Below are 16089 nucleotides of genomic sequence, written 5' to 3' on the forward strand. Positions count from 1 at the left end.
AGCCCGGCTTATGGGCAAATATTCCCTGACACAAACGAAGGTTATACGACAGGGGGCTGACTGGCGAGATTTGTTTTTGCATGCTAATAAAGTTGCGTAACGCATTTTATCAGGTACAGTGTGACGCTTTCGTCAATCTGGCAACAGATTTGCTTGACATTCGACCAATACTCCGTCGCGCTATAGCGTTTGCGTGCGAAAAAGCCTGTTAACTCAGTTACATGAGAGTTACATTACAAGCGCGAATCAGTTTAAGGGGTTGATATCCGCCGACACAGAGACCATATCGATGTCTCGTCGCCAGTGGAAGGTGAATCAACGTGCGACGCATTCTGGAAGAATCAAATTAGGTAAAGGTGAATATGGGTAAAGCTCTTGTCATCGTTGAGTCCCCGGCAAAAGCCAAAACGATCAACAAGTATCTGGGTAATGACTACGTGGTGAAATCCAGCGTCGGTCATATCCGTGATTTGCCGACCAGCGGCTCAGCAACTAAAAAGAGCGCCGACTCAACCTCCACCAAAACGGCTAAAAAGCCCAAAAAGGATGAACGTGGCGCTCTCGTCAACCGCATGGGCGTTGACCCGTGGCACAACTGGGATGCGCGCTATGAAGTGCTGCCTGGTAAAGAGAAAGTTGTCTCTGAACTGAAACAACTGGCTGAAAAAGCCGACCACATCTATCTCGCAACCGACCTTGACCGCGAAGGGGAAGCCATTGCCTGGCACCTGCGGGAAGTTATCGGTGGCGACGACACCCGCTACAGCCGCGTGGTGTTTAACGAAATTACTAAAAACGCTATTCGTCAGGCGTTTGAAAAACCGGGCGAGCTGAACATCGACCGCGTTAATGCACAACAGGCTCGTCGCTTTATGGACCGCGTTGTCGGCTATATGGTGTCGCCGCTGCTGTGGAAAAAAATTGCCCGTGGCCTGTCTGCCGGTCGAGTACAGTCAGTAGCTGTGCGTCTGGTTGTTGAGCGTGAGCGTGAAATTAAAGCATTCGTACCCGAAGAGTTCTGGGAGATCGATGCCAATACCACGACACCTGCCGGTGAAGCATTGCCGCTGGAGGTCACTCACCAGAACGATAAACCGTTCCGTCCGGTTAATCGCGAGCAAACACTCGCGGCAGTAAGCCTGCTGGAAAAAGCACGTTATAGCGTTCTGGAACGCGAAGATAAGCCAACCAGCAGCAAGCCGGGTGCCCCCTTTATCACTTCCACGTTACAGCAGGCTGCCAGCACGCGTCTGGGCTTTGGCGTGAAGAAAACCATGATGATGGCACAGCGCTTGTATGAAGCGGGTTATATCACTTATATGCGTACTGACTCCACCAACCTGAGTCAGGATGCTGTGGCGATGGTCCGTGATTATATTAGCGATAATTTTGGCAAGAAGTATCTGCCAGAAAGCGCAAACCAGTATGCCAGCAAAGAGAATTCGCAGGAAGCGCACGAAGCTATCCGTCCTTCTGATGTCGCTGTTCAGGCGGAATCGCTGAAAGATATGGAAGCCGATGCCCAAAAACTGTATCAACTGATTTGGCGCCAGTTTGTTGCCTGTCAGATGACGCCAGCGAAATACGACTCCACTACGTTAACCGTGGGCGCGGGTGATTTTCGCCTGAAAGCACGTGGTCGTATTCTGCGTTTCGATGGCTGGACAAAAGTGATGCCTGCACTGCGTAAAGGTGATGAAGATCGCATCTTACCGGCCGTGGATAAAGGTGATTTACTGACGCTTGTCGAGTTGACACCCGCTCAACACTTTACCAAGCCACCTGCGCGCTTCAGTGAAGCCTCGTTGGTTAAAGAACTTGAGAAACGGGGTATTGGTCGTCCATCAACGTATGCCTCGATCATCTCTACAATTCAGGATCGCGGCTACGTTCGCGTTGAGAACCGTCGCTTCTACGCTGAAAAAATGGGTGAAATTGTCACCGATCGTCTGGAAGAAAACTTCCGCGAATTGATGAACTACGATTTCACCGCGCAGATGGAAGACAGCCTTGACCAGGTGGCGAACCACGAAGCCGAGTGGAAAGGTGTGCTCGACAACTTCTTCAGTGATTTTACTCAGCAGTTGGATAAAGCCGAGAAAGATCCCGAAGAAGGCGGCATGCGCCCGAACCAGATGGTACTGACCAGCATTGATTGTCCGACATGTGGGCGTAAGATGGGTATCCGTACCGCCAGCACCGGTGTATTCCTTGGGTGTTCCGGCTATGCGCTTTCACCGAAAGAGCGTTGCAAAACCACGATTAACCTGGTGCCGGAGAATGAAGTCCTGAACGTACTGGAAGGGGATGACGCTGAAACTAACGCCTTGCGCGCGAAGCGTCGCTGCCAGAAGTGTGGTACGGCGATGGACAGCTATCTCATCGATCCAAAACGTAAGCTGCATGTCTGTGGTAACAACCCGACCTGCGATGGATACGAGATCGAAGAGGGCGAGTTCCGCATTAAGGGTTATGACGGTCCTATCGTTGAGTGCGAGAAATGTGGTTCTGAAATGCACCTGAAAATGGGGCGTTTCGGTAAATACATGGCATGTACTAACGACGAGTGTAAAAATACCCGTAAGATCCTGCGTAACGGCGAAGTGGCTCCGCCGAAAGAAGATCCTGTTCCGTTGCCGGAACTGCCGTGTGAAAAATCGGACGCGTATTTCGTGTTGCGTGACGGTGCAGCAGGTATTTTCCTTGCCGCTAACACCTTCCCGAAATCACGTGAGACCCGTGCGCCATTAGTGGAAGAGTTGTATCGCTTCCGCGATCGTCTGCCGGAAAAACTGCGTTACCTGGCCGATGCGCCGCAGACGGACCCCGAGGGTAATAAGTCGATGGTTCGTTTTAGCCGTAAAACTAAGCAGCAATATGTCGCTGCGGAAAAAGACGGTAAAGCAACCGGGTGGTCTGCATTTTTTGTTGACGGTAAATGGGTAGAAGGTAAGAAATAACAGCGTTCTGGCTGAATTTCTCCTCAAAGGGTCGCGTAAGCGGCCCTTTTTGTTTGCGACGTATTATTTTTTGTCATACCTATACAGCGTACATATAAATGATATAGTGGTTATAGTTGACAGGCTTTTTATTATTAAATCGTATTAGCAGCACGTGTGAGCCTGCTTTTAAACGATGTTCTGATGGCACAATTCTGGATGGCTTAACATGAAATTACAGCAGCTTCGCTATATCGTTGAGGTGGTAAACCACAACCTTAATGTCTCCTCAACGGCCGAAGGACTCTATACCTCCCAGCCAGGGATCAGTAAGCAAGTTCGTATGCTGGAAGATGAGCTTGGCATCCAGATTTTTGCCCGTAGCGGCAAGCACCTGACGCAGGTGACGCCGGCAGGGCAGGAAGTGATTCGTATTGCCCGCGAAGTCTTGTCTAAAGTGGATGCCATTAAGTCGGTTGCTGGCGAACATACCTGGCCCGACAAAGGTTCGTTGTATATTGCTACCACGCACACACAGGCGCGTTACGCGCTGCCCAACGTGATTAAAGGTTTTATTGAGCGTTATCCTCGCGTTTCGTTGCATATGCATCAGGGATCGCCGACGCAAATTGCCGAGGCTGTTTCGAAAGGGAATGCTGATTTTGCCATCGCGACGGAAGCACTGCATCTGTACGATGATCTGGTGATGCTGCCATGCTATCACTGGAACCGTTCGATTGTTGTTACACCAGACCATCCGTTGGCGGGTAAAGCATCCGTATCCATTGAAGAGCTGGCGCAATATCCGTTGGTGACTTACACCTTTGGTTTTACGGGCCGCTCAGAACTGGATACCGCGTTTAATCGTGCGGGTCTTGAGCCGCGTATTGTTTTTACGGCAACCGATGCTGATGTGATAAAAACCTATGTCCGACTGGGGCTGGGTGTCGGCGTGATTGCCAGCATGGCAGTGGATCCTATTTCTGATCCGGATCTGGTGCGTGTTGATGCTCATGATATTTTCAGTCACAGCACCACTAAAATTGGTTTTCGTCGCAGCACGTTTTTACGCAGCTACATGTATGATTTTATTCAGCGTTTCGCACCGCATCTGACACGCGATGTAGTGGATACGGCGGTGGCGTTGCGTTCCAACGATGACATTGAAGCTATGTTCAAAGATATTAAATTGCCAGAGAAATAATAACGCAAGTTGCCTCGTTGGTATCCTGGTTCTCCAGCCATACCAGCGGGGCGATTGAATGTATTCATGATTTATTATTTGTCTATTATCCTTATATTATTTATGGAAAATATTCTCCAAAGTCGTTGCAAATGAGTAAGTCTGCCAAAATTCCTTTCAAATATTTATAACCGATCAAACAATTAAGTTATTTATAAAGCTGGGTTCGAAAATTATCTGGCTTTTTCAGGATGTTTTTATTAGGATTCCTCTTATCTGATGATTAATTGTACCGATTGTTTGGTGCCTAAATGATAAGTGATTTCGATAGTATGAGGTTAGCAATGCCTTCTGGAAACCAGCCTGCGCGCAGAGATCCCGCGATGAAACGTAAAGCATGGTTCACCGTGTTTCTGGGCTCCGCCGTGTTCTGGATCGTGGTTGCTCTGGTAGTCTGGAAAGTGTGGGGGTAATTGATGTCCACACAGGAACAACAGTCCACTGTTACACCTGCTCATCATGATAATGAGCAAGCGAATGAAAACGTTGTAGAAAATAAGCAGGATATTCCCGCTTCGTGGGCTCTTTCACCTGAACAACGGGCATTTATTGATCTGTTTATTGAAGATGATAAGCAAGAACAATAAGCAATACGTTTTTTATAATAATAAGTATTAGCATGCTTATGTAATTCAGTATGAATAATCACATCGCAATCGTGGTAAGCCATCTAAACAGCGTATTGTCGGTTGCATCGATGTATTGGGTCTGTTCATTTACCGTACTTCAATCTTATTCCCCGCCACATGCATCGTTCGTTACCTTTTTGTCGTACTCCTCTTTTATCAATTTGAGTTGTTATCAAAGCGTTACATTTTGTTTGTGTTATCTTTAATACTAACCCTGAGGAGAGTCAGGGGATCCAACCCTGTCATTTAAGGAGGAGCTATGTCGTCTACCCTACGAGAAGCCAGTAAGGACACATTGCAGGTTAAAGATAAAACCTACCGCTACTACAGTTTGCCCCTGGCTGCCAAATCACTGGGTGATATCACCCGCTTGCCTAAATCACTAAAAGTATTGCTGGAAAACCTGCTTCGCTGGCAGGACGGTGATTCTGTTACCGAAGAAGATATTCATGCTCTGGCGCAATGGCTGAATACAGCTCATGCCGATCGCGAAATTGCCTACCGACCCGCTCGCGTTCTCATGCAGGACTTTACCGGTGTTCCGGCGGTGGTCGATCTGGCTGCCATGCGCGAAGCGGTTAAACGCCTTGGTGGGGATACAGCAAAAGTGAACCCGCTTTCACCTGTTGATCTGGTTATTGATCACTCCGTTACGGTCGATCGTTTTGGTGACGATGATGCTTTTGAAGAGAACGTTCGACTGGAAATGGAGCGCAACCATGAGCGCTATGTGTTCCTTAAATGGGGGCAGCAGGCGTTTAGCCGATTCAGTGTCGTTCCACCGGGAACAGGAATTTGCCACCAGGTAAACCTCGAATACCTGGGCAAAGCGGTGTGGAGTGAGTTGCAAAACGGCGAGTGGATTGCTTACCCCGACACGCTGGTCGGTACCGATTCCCATACCACGATGATTAATGGGCTCGGCGTGCTGGGCTGGGGTGTGGGAGGGATTGAAGCAGAGGCCGCCATGCTGGGGCAACCGGTTTCAATGCTGATTCCGGATGTCGTGGGCTTCAAACTCGTTGGTAAACTTCGTGAAGGGATCACCGCTACCGATCTGGTACTGACCGTCACTCAGATGCTGCGTAAACACGGTGTGGTCGGTAAGTTTGTTGAGTTTTATGGCGATGGACTGGACAGCCTGCCGCTCGCTGACCGGGCGACCATTGCTAACATGTCGCCGGAATACGGCGCAACCTGCGGTTTTTTCCCGATTGACGGGGTAACGCTTGAGTACATGCGTCTGAGCGGGCGTAGTGAAGAGCAGGTTGAATTAGTCGGTGCTTATGCTAAGGCACAGGGGATGTGGCGTAACCCAGGTGATGAGCCTGTGTTTACCAGTTCACTGGAGCTGGACATGGGCACTGTGGAAGCCAGCCTGGCCGGGCCGAAGCGCCCACAGGATCGTGTTGCATTGGGTGATGTACCGAAAGCATTCGCGGCGAGTAATGAACTTGAAGTGAATAGCTCGCAAAAAGATCGTCAGCCGGTCGGCTATGTAATGAGCGGTCATCAATATCAGCTACCGGATGGTGCCGTAGTGATTGCAGCGATCACGTCATGTACCAACACGTCGAATCCCAGCGTTCTGATGGCGGCTGGATTGCTGGCGAAAAAAGCGGTCACGCTTGGTCTGAAGCGCCAGCCGTGGGTGAAAGCGTCGCTGGCACCGGGGTCAAAAGTCGTTTCTGATTACCTGGCGCAGGCAAAACTGACCCCGTACCTTGATGAGCTGGGTTTTAACCTTGTTGGTTATGGCTGTACGACCTGTATCGGCAACTCTGGCCCGTTACCTGACCCGATTGAAACGGCGATTAAAAAAGGTGATCTGACGGTAGGGGCGGTGCTTTCCGGCAACCGTAACTTTGAAGGGCGTATCCACCCGCTGGTGAAAACAAACTGGCTGGCTTCTCCGCCGCTGGTGGTGGCTTATGCGCTGGCCGGGAATATGAACATTGATCTGACGAGAGAGCCGCTGGGTCATGACAGAAAAGGCGATCCTGTCTATCTGAAAGATATCTGGCCGAGTGCGCAGGAAATCGCCCGTGCTGTAGAACAGGTCTCTACTGAGATGTTCCATAAAGAGTATGCCGAGGTGTTCGAAGGCACGCCGGAATGGAAGTTGATTAATGTTGATCGTGCAGATACCTATGGCTGGCAATCGGACTCAACCTACATCCGGTTATCACCGTTCTTTGATGGTATGCAGGCGAAGCCGGACCCGGTGCAGGATATCCATGGTGCACGTATCCTGGCGATGCTGGGCGATTCCGTCACCACCGATCATATTTCTCCTGCGGGGAGCATCAAGCCAGATAGCCCGGCCGGGCGTTATTTGCAAAACCACGGTGTCGAGCGTAAAGATTTTAACTCCTACGGTTCTCGCCGCGGAAACCACGAAGTAATGATGCGTGGTACGTTTGCCAATATCCGTATCCGTAACGAAATGGTACCGGGTGTGGAAGGGGGGATGACGCGTCATTTGCCAGGTACAGAAGTGATGGCTATCTATGACGCCGCCATGCAATATCAGCAAGAGAAGACCCCGCTGGCGATTGTTGCCGGTAAGGAGTATGGGTCGGGTTCCAGTCGGGACTGGGCTGCGAAAGGCCCGCGTTTGTTGGGTATTCGCGTAGTGATCGCCGAGTCCTTTGAGCGAATTCACCGTTCTAACCTCATTGGCATGGGGATCCTGCCTCTGGAGTTTCCGCAGGGGGTTACACGTAAAACCTTGGGCTTAACCGGAGAGGAACTCATTGATATTACGGACTTACAAAATATTAAACCCGGAGCGACCATTCCGGTGAATATGGTCCGTGCGGATGGTCGCAAAGAGGTGATTTCGTGTCGCTGCCGTATTGATACCGCGACAGAACTGACCTATTATCAAAACGATGGTATTTTGCACTATGTTATTCGTAATATGTTGAATTAAATTATAAAAAAGCCTGCGTAAGCAGGCTTTTTGCATCGTCAGCAAGCGAGAGTGTCACTCGCTTAGCAGATGCCCCATTTTAGCGGCTTTGGTATCCAGATAGTGTTCATTCTTCGGGTTACGGCCAACAATTAGTGGCACACGCTCCACAATATTGATCCCAGCTTCTGTCAGAATTTCCACTTTCTTCGGGTTATTGGTCAGCAGACGGACTTCATCCACGCCCAATAATTTGAACATATCAGCACACAAGGTGAAATCACGCTCGTCCGCCGCAAAGCCTAACTGATGGTTGGCTTCGACGGTGTCATAGCCCTGATCCTGCAACGCATAGGCGCGGATCTTATTCAGCAGGCCGATGTTACGCCCTTCCTGACGATGGTAGAGCAGAATACCGCGTCCTTCTTCAGCAATATGCGTGAGCGCCGCTTCCAGCTGGAAGCCACAATCGCAACGCAGGCTGAACAGCGCATCGCCGGTCAGACATTCGGAATGAACACGTGCCAGGACAGGCGTCTGGCCTGAAATATCGCCAAAAACCAGTGCGACATGATCGTGTCCGGTTGCCAGTTCTTCAAATCCCACCATCAGGAAATCACCCCAGGGGGTTGGCAGTTTGGCTTCTGCCACACGTTTAAGCTGCATGTAATTCTCCAGATTATGCTGGCACTGTGCGTGCCGTCGCCTGTTGGCTTCTGTATTGCTCTATTTTGCCATAAGGCAAGGGTGTTCACCTAATTGCAGCAACGCATTCATTTTCGAATGGCACAAAATTGTCAATTTTCCCGGTATGTGGATTTTTCAGTTATGATTGTGAGACTTATCGACGAAAGGAGAAGCAATGCTGTCTATTGCCAAGCGAACTACTGTAGGTGCAGCACTGTTACTGATTATGCCGGTTTCTGTATGGATATCCGGCTGGAGCTGGCAGCCTGGGCAGAATGTCTGGTGGTTAAAATCCTTATACTGGGTAACTGAAACGGTGACGCAACCCTGGGGAATTATCACCCATGTTGTTCTCTGTGCGTGGTTTTTGTGGTGCCTGCGATTTCGTCTGAAGGCCGCGGTTATGCTATTTGCGATCCTGGCGGCGGCTATCTTAATTGGCCAGGGGGTGAAATCCTGGGTTAAAGAGAGGGTGCAGGAGCCCCGACCATTTGTTCTGTGGCTGGAAAAAACGCACCATGTTCCGGTAGATGAGTTCTACACTTTAAAACGTAAAGACCGCGGACACTTAGTAAAAGATCAGTTGTCCGGGCAGCAGGATATTCCACCTTTTTTACGTAAGCACTGGCAAAAAGAGACCGGTTTTGCTTTTCCTTCAGGGCATACCGTGTTTGCTGCCAGTTGGGCGTTACTGGGGGTCGGGTTGTTATGGCCACGCAGGCGCACGCTGACGATTGTGTTCTTACTCGTCTGGGCTACTGGCGTAATGGGGAGCCGTTTGCTTCTGGGCATGCACTGGCCGCGCGATTTGGTTGTTGCGACGCTGATTTCGTGGCTGCTGGTTACGCTGGCAACATGGCTTGCACAGCGAGTATGTGGGCCTCTAACACCTCCCGTCCTGGAGACAAAGGAAATAGCGCAGCGTGAGCAATAACGCAGACCGTGATTGATTTTTCAAATTTAGCCCTCAAATCATACCGCGTAGGGCGCTTTTCCGTTTCGCACTCGTCGTGAAAATGGTAATTTAAAGGGCTTAACGCGGTAAGTTGTACACGATTTATTCGCTCAAACCACATAACGGGAAGTAATGTGAAATATTTACTCATTTTCTTACTGGTGTTGGCGATTTTTGTTATTTCGGTGACATTGGGTGCGCAAAACGATCAACAGGTTACGTTTAATTACCTGCTAGCTCAGGGTGAGTATCGTATCTCCACGCTGCTTGCTGTATTGTTTGCTGCAGGTTTTGCGATTGGTTGGTTAATTTGCGGCCTCTTCTGGCTGAAGGTTCGTGTGTCTCTTGCGCGTGCCGAACGTAAAATTAAACGCCTGGAAAACCAGCTTGCGCCTGCGACCGACGTTGCGGTAACTGCCGACTCGTCGGTTGTGAAGGAATAATTATTTATGTTGGAGTTGTTGTTTCTGCTTTTACCTGTAGCCGCTGCCTATGGGTGGTATATGGGTCGCAGAAGTGCGCAACAAACAAAGCAGGATGAAGCTAACCGTCTTTCGCGCGATTATGTCGCCGGGGTTAACTTCCTCCTGAGCAACCAACAAGATAAAGCGGTGGATCTGTTCCTCGATATGTTGAAAGAGGATACCGGCACCGTTGAGGCTCATCTCACCCTCGGAAACCTGTTCCGCTCGCGCGGTGAAGTCGACCGCGCTATCCGTATCCACCAAACCCTCATGGAAAGTGCTTCGCTGACTTACGAGCAACGTTTGTTGGCTGTACAGCAGTTGGGACGTGACTACATGGCTGCCGGGTTGTACGACCGTGCGGAAGACATGTTCAATCAGCTGACTGATGAAACGGATTTCCGTGTAGGGGCATTGCAACAACTGTTGCAAATCTATCAGGCAACCAGCGAATGGCAAAAAGCCATTGATGTTGCAGAACGTCTGGTGAAACTCGGCAAAGATAATCAGCGTCTTGAGATCGCGCATTTTTACTGTGAACTGGCCTTGCAGCAAATGGGCAGCGACGATATGGATCGCGCCATGGCATTGCTGAAAAAAGGCGCCGCCGCAGACAAAAACAGTGCTCGTGTCTCGATTATGATGGGGCGCGTTTACATGCTGAAGGGCGATTACGCGAAGGCCGTTGAATGCCTGCAACGCGTGATCTCACAGGATAAAGAGCTGGTCAGTGAAACGCTGGAAATGCTCCAGAGCTGCTATCAACAGCTGGGTAAAAACGATGAGTGGGCGGAGTTTTTACGCCGTGCGGTCGAAGAAAACACCGGTGCTGCCGCTGAGTTGATGCTGGCTGATATTCTTGAGGCGCGTGAGGGCACTGATACTGCGCAGGTTTATATTACCCGTCAGTTGCAACGTCACCCGACGATGCGCGTGTTCCATAAACTGATGGATTACCACCTTAATGAAGCGGAAGAAGGGCGTGCAAAAGAGAGTCTGATGGTTCTGCGCGATATGGTTGGTGAGCAAGTGCGTAGCAAGCCGCGCTATCGTTGCCAGAAGTGCGGGTTTACTGCTTATTCGCTGTACTGGCACTGCCCATCGTGCCGCTCCTGGTCAACCATTAAGCCCATTCGTGGACTGGACGGGCTCTAATTTTTAAAAAAAACTCATTTTAGTTACAACATACTTATTTGTTTTTCTTCATCCAGCGCTCAGGCTCCTGCACCACATCTGCTTCGCAGAAATGTAAACGCGCCTGTTAATTTTCTATTACCACAGGTAGAATGCACGCCGTTTACCCATTTTGCGCCGTTCGTGCGCCCATCATCAAGAAGGTCTGGTCATGACGTTTACTGCTTCATCTTCTTCCCGTGCTGCTACTGATTCTCCCGTCGTTGTCGCGTTGGATTACTCAAATCTTGATAAGGCGTTAGCTTTTGTCGACAGAATTGATCCCCGTGATTGCCGTTTGAAAGTGGGCAAAGAGATGTTCACACTTTTTGGACCTCAGTTGGTTCGGGATCTGCAACAGCGTGGCTTCGACGTCTTTCTGGATTTGAAATTTCATGATATTCCCAACACCACAGCACATGCCGTCGCGGCAGCAGCCGACCTTGGCGTCTGGATGGTAAACGTGCATGCTTCCGGTGGGGCACGAATGATGACCGCCGCCCGCGAAGCATTACTGCCTTTTGGTAAAGATGCGCCACTGTTAATTGCAGTGACGGTCCTGACCAGTATGGAAGCCAGCGACCTTGCCGATCTTGGTGTGACGTTGTCACCTGCGGAGCATGCTGAAAAGTTGGCTTGTTTGACGCAAAATTGTGGGTTGGACGGGGTAGTATGCTCGGCGCATGAAGCGGTGAGGTTCAAGCAGGTGTTCGGTCAGGCATTTAAGCTGGTGACGCCAGGCATTCGCCCTGAAGGTAGTGAAGCGGGTGACCAGCGCCGTATTATGACGCCACAGCAGGCGCTGGCCGCTGGTGTGGATTACATGGTGATTGGTCGTCCAGTCACGCAGTCGGTAGATCCGGCGCAAACGCTGAAGATGATCAACGCCTCTCTGAATCGAGGTGCATAAATGAGCGACTCAAACTCTCGACTGGTTTATTCAACTGAGTCCGGGCGAATTGATGAACCCAGAGTGGTAGCAGAGCGTCCGAAGGGCGATGGCATTGTTCGCATCCAGCGTCAGACCAGCGGTCGTAAAGGTAAGGGCGTTTGCCTGATTACCGGTATTGATCAAGATGACGCAGCGCTGGTTAAATTAGCCGCAGAGCTGAAGAAAAAATGTGGTTGTGGCGGTGCAGTGAAGGACGGCGTAATTGAAATTCAGGGTGATAAACGCGACCTGATAAAATCGTTGCTGGAAGCTAAAGGAATGAAAGTTAAGCTGGCAGGCGGCTAATAAAAAAAGCCACGGATATTCTCCGTGGCTTTTCTAATAATACAAACCTGAAAAAGTAAACGTATTATTATATCGAGCCGTTCAACCGTAAATTATTTACCCACCTGGTGGCCGATAATACCACCCACTGCAGCACCACCCAGCGTACCCAGCGTGCTGCCGTCAGTCAGGACTGCACCGCCTATCGCACCTGCACCTGCACCGATTGCAGTGTTACGGTCACGTTTGGACCAGTTAGAGCAGGCACTCAAAGACATTGCTAGTGTAATCGCCAGAATGGCAGCGGTCATTTTTTTGCTCGTTACTAACATAATACTTTCTCCTGAATTATTGAATCACGGAATCCAGTTCACTTTAATGATAGCGCCAAAATAGGACGGCTAAAGATATTTCCGCGAAACCGTTTAGCGCAGGGCATTACAATCAAATCCTGAGGTGACTGTTCGCTCCTGTTATATCGCTAACATTAATTCTACGACTTTACCCTGTTAACGACAGGTAAAAAGTCTTAATTGGACTGTCGGATAAGTCTCAGAGAGAAGATGATCTGCCCGCAGACAAATCATCTGATGAAGTATTATGCGTGGGCATCGATGATATTGACGGTTAAACCCGAGTGTTCAAGTTGCATTTGCACACTGGCGCTGAGTCTGGAGTCTGTGACTACGCGACTGAATCTGTCCAACGGGCCCAGCGTGTAGGGATGAATGGCCTCAAATTTAGAACTATCGGTGAGTACAATCACCTCAGCGCCTTTTTCCAGAACCGCATTAACCACATCAGAGCGCATCATATCACGCCCGGTGAAGCCGGTATCGGCCTGCCAGCCATCAATACCAATAAAGGCTTTACTGAAATGTACCTGCTGAATAAACTGGCGAGTCAATGGTCCGACCATGCTTTCGCTTTTTTTCTGATAGATCCCACCGAGGAGAATGACTTCACACGGCGTTTCTTTGAGCAGGTGCGCGATGTAGCTACTGACCGTGATGATGGTGACATCTTTTTGTTCCGCCAGCGTTCTGGCCAGCAGTGCATTGCTGCTGCCATTTTCAATAAAGACGGATTCTCCTGGATTGACCAGCGACGCCGCAAATTCGGCCAGTTCACGTTTAAGGGTGAAATTGGTCATCATACGCGTTTCGACATCATCACTGTTCAGTGAAACCGCAAAACCGTGCGCACGGCGCAAGTAACTCTGTTTTTCCAGTGTGTTCAGATCCTGTCGAATCGTCACTTCGGATACACCGGTGATTTTAGCCAGATCGGCCACGCTCATCTGACCTTTATCAGTCACCATCTGCAAAATAGATTGTTGTCGGGAATTCATAGTATTAATTTTTATAGCGATATCGTATCGGAAATTAAACGGTAGCTGTGTTATCTGAAATCTGATGGCTACAGCGACATAACGTGAGTAAGGTCATCAGATCTCCCACGGGGCCTTCGGTTTTTTTGACACAGACGCGGCATCCTCTTTGACCGTATCTAACAGTTCAGCCTTGAGAATTTCGAGGTTATGGATAGCTGAGTGGTAATCGCCTGCAACGAGAATATCCAGCACGGTATCAATGCGCTCGGCCAGACGTTGTGCGTCGATATCAGACATGGTCATCATCCTAATGTCAAAAAGGTTTGAATTTCATGATGCATAAATTCATGCCAAAAGAGAAGGGAAAAATAGTATTAACATGAATGATTGGAGAATATTATATATTCTGTGATTACATACAGATATGATCATCACGCAGCGTCCATTTTTGGCTATTTTTCACGTTTATCCCTTCCACTTTTCTTGTTGTGTTATCGCAATTTTTTATTCAGATGACGTTTATACCAACGTTCAAAAGCAGCGGCTGGCATTGGCTTGGCGAACAAAAAACCCTGACGTTCATTGACGCCATTTTTGGTCAAAAAGGCATCCTCTTTCGTACTTTCAACGCCTTCAGCTATCACCTGTAGGTTAAGCGCCTGCGCTACCGCTACAATGGCGCGCACCAGCGACTGTGAAATGGGTTGTTTATGAATATCCCTGACGAACGCCTGGTCCAGTTTAATGGCATCAAGTGGGAAGCGGGCCAGTTGAGACAACGATGAATAACCCGTCCCAAAATCATCTAAATGGATCTGTGCCCCAAGCTGGCTAAATTGCTGAATAACGGACAGTGCCAGTTGTTCGTTTTCAATCAAACTGCTCTCGGTCAATTCGACATCGATAGGGCAATATTCAAAATTGAGGTCGTGAAGCACCTGTTTCAGGTCGGTAAACAGCGTCTGATCGGCAAGCTGGCGAGCAGAAACGTTCACTGCCACTCGCAGATTAATCCCTTTATCGCGCCACTTTGCGACCTGACGAACAACGTCGAGAATAACCCAGCGCCCCAGCGGCACAATCAAACCTGATTCTTCAGCGTAGGAGATAAACTCCAGCGGAGGAATGAGACCACGTTCAGGGGACTGCCAGCGCACCAGCGCCTCCAGACTACGTACTTCACCACGCCATGTTATTTTCGGCTGGTAATGAATCAACAGTTGATCGTTTTCCAGCGCCTTACGCAAGTTGGTATCCAGCCAAAGATACTCAAATACTCGCTGGTTCATTTCCGGAGAGAAAACGCAGAATTGCCCACGTCCGCCTTCCTTTGCGGTATACATAGCGGTATCGGCATTGCGAATAACGCTCTCGCAGTCGTGTCCATGCTGTGGTGCAAGGGAAATTCCAATCGAACAACCGGTATAAACCTCAATCAGGCCAATTCGGAAGGGCTGGCGCAAACGGGTCAAAATACGTGACGCCGTGGCTTCCAGCGCCACTTGAGATGTTTGAGTTGCGAGGACAATAAACTCATCGCCACCAAAACGGGCCAGTAACTGGTTATCATCAAGACAGCTGAGAATCGCCAGCGATACGCTTTGCAACAGTTGATCGCCGAACATATGCCCGTAGGCATCATTTACTTTTTTGAAATTATCCAGATCGAGGTACACAATACCAACCTGGGTATCTCCTGCATTCTCAATTGCTTCAGTAATCAGTTCATGAATCGCATTCCGATTAGGTAATCCGGTAATGGAGTCGGTATTTGCCAGAACCCTCAGGCGTTCCTGAGCACGCCGTTCTTCGGTGATATCGGTACCTGAGCAGATCAGAAATATTTCGTTCTTACCGCTGCCGTTGTGCACAAATTTATTGCGAAACAGAAACAGTCGCTGACCTTTACAGGTCTTCACCCAACGTTCGACTTCATATGAGTTGCCTTCGCGAAAGAAAACATCGATGTTGCGTCTGGAGGCTGCGGCTTCACGTCGACTCATAAACAGCGTGAAGACACTTTGACCAATCACTTCGCGTTCTTTGAGTCCGGTATATTCCTCACACAGGCGATTGAAACGCTGAATGTTGCCCATGCGATCAAGGATGACAATAACGGAGTTGGCTTCAGATACCACCTGTTCGGCAAAAGAAAGGCCTTGTGCCAAATCACGGGCCACCGAAGGGGTATCATCCCAGGCGGATGCACTTCCGGCCCATTCGCGTTTATTGATTTTCCGCCCAACCAGGTGAACAGGGATATCGTCGTCTTCAATCGACAGTGTCATTAACAGGCTTGACGTGATGACCGTCATCTCCCGAATGCGGTCGGCTTGCTCAGATGATAATTCGATGTTCTGGTTCGTTTCTGCCGCTTCGTCAATAGAGAAATGCAGGATGTTGCAATCCTCTGACAAACGCCAGTAGGGGTTATGGCTGCCCACATAGCTATACAACGTAACCAGCTCCCGGACGTCTTTCATGATGTGTACTATCCCGTTTAAAGCGCATAGAGCCTCAAAAGTAAGGGTAGCCA

15 protein-coding genes are annotated in these 16089 nt (G+C 49.5%); 10 read left to right on the top strand and 5 right to left on the bottom strand.

The window, feature by feature from the left end:
- Window positions 1-362: 362 nt before the first annotated feature.
- The 5 genes from topA (at window position 363) to acnA (ending at window position 7746) form a co-directional block, all read left to right on the top strand.
- Window positions 363-2960: a type I DNA topoisomerase gene (gene topA, locus OGX95_RS21810; protein ID WP_286630967.1), complete on the top strand. Its 2598-nt coding sequence runs from the start codon at window positions 363-365 to the stop codon at window positions 2958-2960.
- Between the two features lie 208 nt (window positions 2961-3168).
- On the top strand, window positions 3169-4143 hold the full coding sequence (gene cysB / locus OGX95_RS21815; RefSeq protein ID WP_005126442.1) for an HTH-type transcriptional regulator CysB: 975 nt from the start codon (window positions 3169-3171) through the stop codon (window positions 4141-4143).
- Window positions 4144-4433: 290 nt separating this feature from the next.
- The gene (locus tag OGX95_RS21820) at window positions 4434-4595 is read left to right on the top strand and encodes a YmiA family putative membrane protein (RefSeq protein ID WP_137381720.1); all 162 of its coding nucleotides are present in this window, start codon (window positions 4434-4436) and stop codon (window positions 4593-4595) included.
- 3 nt (window positions 4596-4598) lie between these two features.
- Window positions 4599-4769 (top strand): YciX family protein, encoded by a 171-nt coding sequence (locus tag OGX95_RS21825; RefSeq protein WP_286630968.1) that lies wholly within the window; start codon window positions 4599-4601, stop codon window positions 4767-4769.
- 301 nt (window positions 4770-5070) lie between these two features.
- Window positions 5071-7746 (top strand): aconitate hydratase AcnA, encoded by a 2676-nt coding sequence (gene acnA, locus OGX95_RS21830; protein WP_286630969.1) that lies wholly within the window; start codon window positions 5071-5073, stop codon window positions 7744-7746.
- A gap of 54 nt (window positions 7747-7800) precedes the next feature.
- Here the strand turns inward: acnA and ribA are convergent, their stop codons facing one another.
- Entirely contained in the window at window positions 7801-8391 is a 591-nt protein-coding gene (gene ribA, locus OGX95_RS21835) for a GTP cyclohydrolase II (protein ID WP_005126450.1), read from the bottom strand.
- A gap of 196 nt (window positions 8392-8587) precedes the next feature.
- On the opposite strand from ribA, the gene pgpB reads away from it, so the two are divergent.
- The 5 genes from pgpB to yciH all read left to right on the top strand — a co-directional run bounded on the left by pgpB (window position 8588) and on the right by yciH (window position 12241).
- Entirely contained in the window at window positions 8588-9346 is a 759-nt protein-coding gene (gene pgpB / locus OGX95_RS21840) for a phosphatidylglycerophosphatase B (RefSeq protein ID WP_286630970.1), read from the top strand.
- Window positions 9347-9501: 155 nt separating this feature from the next.
- On the top strand, window positions 9502-9810 hold the full coding sequence (locus OGX95_RS21845) for a LapA family protein (RefSeq protein WP_005126452.1): 309 nt from the start codon (window positions 9502-9504) through the stop codon (window positions 9808-9810).
- Between the two features lie 6 nt (window positions 9811-9816).
- On the top strand, window positions 9817-10986 hold the full coding sequence (gene lapB, locus OGX95_RS21850) for a lipopolysaccharide assembly protein LapB (protein WP_137381724.1): 1170 nt from the start codon (window positions 9817-9819) through the stop codon (window positions 10984-10986).
- 190 nt (window positions 10987-11176) lie between these two features.
- Window positions 11177-11914 (top strand): orotidine-5'-phosphate decarboxylase, encoded by a 738-nt coding sequence (pyrF, locus tag OGX95_RS21855; RefSeq protein ID WP_286630971.1) that lies wholly within the window; start codon window positions 11177-11179, stop codon window positions 11912-11914.
- Window positions 11915-12241 (top strand): stress response translation initiation inhibitor YciH, encoded by a 327-nt coding sequence (gene yciH, locus OGX95_RS21860; RefSeq protein ID WP_048211503.1) that lies wholly within the window; start codon window positions 11915-11917, stop codon window positions 12239-12241.
- A gap of 92 nt (window positions 12242-12333) precedes the next feature.
- On the opposite strand, the gene osmB is transcribed toward yciH, so the two are convergent.
- From osmB to pdeR, 4 genes are all read right to left on the bottom strand, one after another.
- Entirely contained in the window at window positions 12334-12552 is a 219-nt protein-coding gene (gene osmB / locus OGX95_RS21865) for an osmotically-inducible lipoprotein OsmB (RefSeq protein ID WP_003020583.1), read from the bottom strand.
- Between the two features lie 266 nt (window positions 12553-12818).
- The gene (yciT, locus tag OGX95_RS21870; RefSeq protein WP_286630972.1) at window positions 12819-13571 is read right to left on the bottom strand and encodes a DNA-binding transcriptional regulator YciT; all 753 of its coding nucleotides are present in this window, start codon (window positions 13569-13571) and stop codon (window positions 12819-12821) included.
- Window positions 13572-13667: 96 nt separating this feature from the next.
- On the bottom strand, window positions 13668-13850 hold the full coding sequence (locus OGX95_RS21875; RefSeq protein WP_202038524.1) for a YciZ family protein: 183 nt from the start codon (window positions 13848-13850) through the stop codon (window positions 13668-13670).
- Window positions 13851-14044: 194 nt separating this feature from the next.
- Window positions 14045-16036, bottom strand: a complete 1992-nt coding sequence (gene pdeR / locus OGX95_RS21880; protein WP_286630973.1) for a cyclic di-GMP phosphodiesterase — start codon at window positions 16034-16036, stop codon at window positions 14045-14047.
- Between the last annotated feature and the right edge of the window lie 53 nt (window positions 16037-16089).

Source organism: Citrobacter sp. Cu233, from assembly GCF_030332225.1.
Classification (GTDB): Bacteria; Pseudomonadota; Gammaproteobacteria; order Enterobacterales; family Enterobacteriaceae; genus Citrobacter.

What these genes read in the sequence shown, in the direction of transcription:
- topA (WP_286630967.1), top strand. Translation starts at nt 363, where the DNA reads ATGGGTAAAGCTCTTGTCATCGTTGAGTCCCCGGCAAAAGCCAAAACG.
- acnA (WP_286630969.1), top strand. Translation starts at nt 5,071, where the DNA reads ATGTCGTCTACCCTACGAGAAGCCAGTAAGGACACATTGCAGGTTAAA.
- OGX95_RS21820 (WP_137381720.1), top strand. Translation starts at nt 4,434, where the DNA reads ATGATAAGTGATTTCGATAGTATGAGGTTAGCAATGCCTTCTGGAAAC.
- pdeR (WP_286630973.1), bottom strand. Translation starts at nt 16,036, where the DNA reads ATGAAAGACGTCCGGGAGCTGGTTACGTTGTATAGCTATGTGGGCAGC.
- cysB (WP_005126442.1), top strand. Translation starts at nt 3,169, where the DNA reads ATGAAATTACAGCAGCTTCGCTATATCGTTGAGGTGGTAAACCACAAC.
- yciT (WP_286630972.1), bottom strand. Translation starts at nt 13,571, where the DNA reads ATGAATTCCCGACAACAATCTATTTTGCAGATGGTGACTGATAAAGGT.
- yciH (WP_048211503.1), top strand. Translation starts at nt 11,915, where the DNA reads ATGAGCGACTCAAACTCTCGACTGGTTTATTCAACTGAGTCCGGGCGA.
- pgpB (WP_286630970.1), top strand. Translation starts at nt 8,588, where the DNA reads ATGCTGTCTATTGCCAAGCGAACTACTGTAGGTGCAGCACTGTTACTG.
- ribA (WP_005126450.1), bottom strand. Translation starts at nt 8,391, where the DNA reads ATGCAGCTTAAACGTGTGGCAGAAGCCAAACTGCCAACCCCCTGGGGT.
- lapB (WP_137381724.1), top strand. Translation starts at nt 9,817, where the DNA reads ATGTTGGAGTTGTTGTTTCTGCTTTTACCTGTAGCCGCTGCCTATGGG.
- pyrF (WP_286630971.1), top strand. Translation starts at nt 11,177, where the DNA reads ATGACGTTTACTGCTTCATCTTCTTCCCGTGCTGCTACTGATTCTCCC.
- OGX95_RS21825 (WP_286630968.1), top strand. Translation starts at nt 4,599, where the DNA reads ATGTCCACACAGGAACAACAGTCCACTGTTACACCTGCTCATCATGAT.
- osmB (WP_003020583.1), bottom strand. Translation starts at nt 12,552, where the DNA reads ATGTTAGTAACGAGCAAAAAAATGACCGCTGCCATTCTGGCGATTACA.
- OGX95_RS21875 (WP_202038524.1), bottom strand. Translation starts at nt 13,850, where the DNA reads ATGTCTGATATCGACGCACAACGTCTGGCCGAGCGCATTGATACCGTG.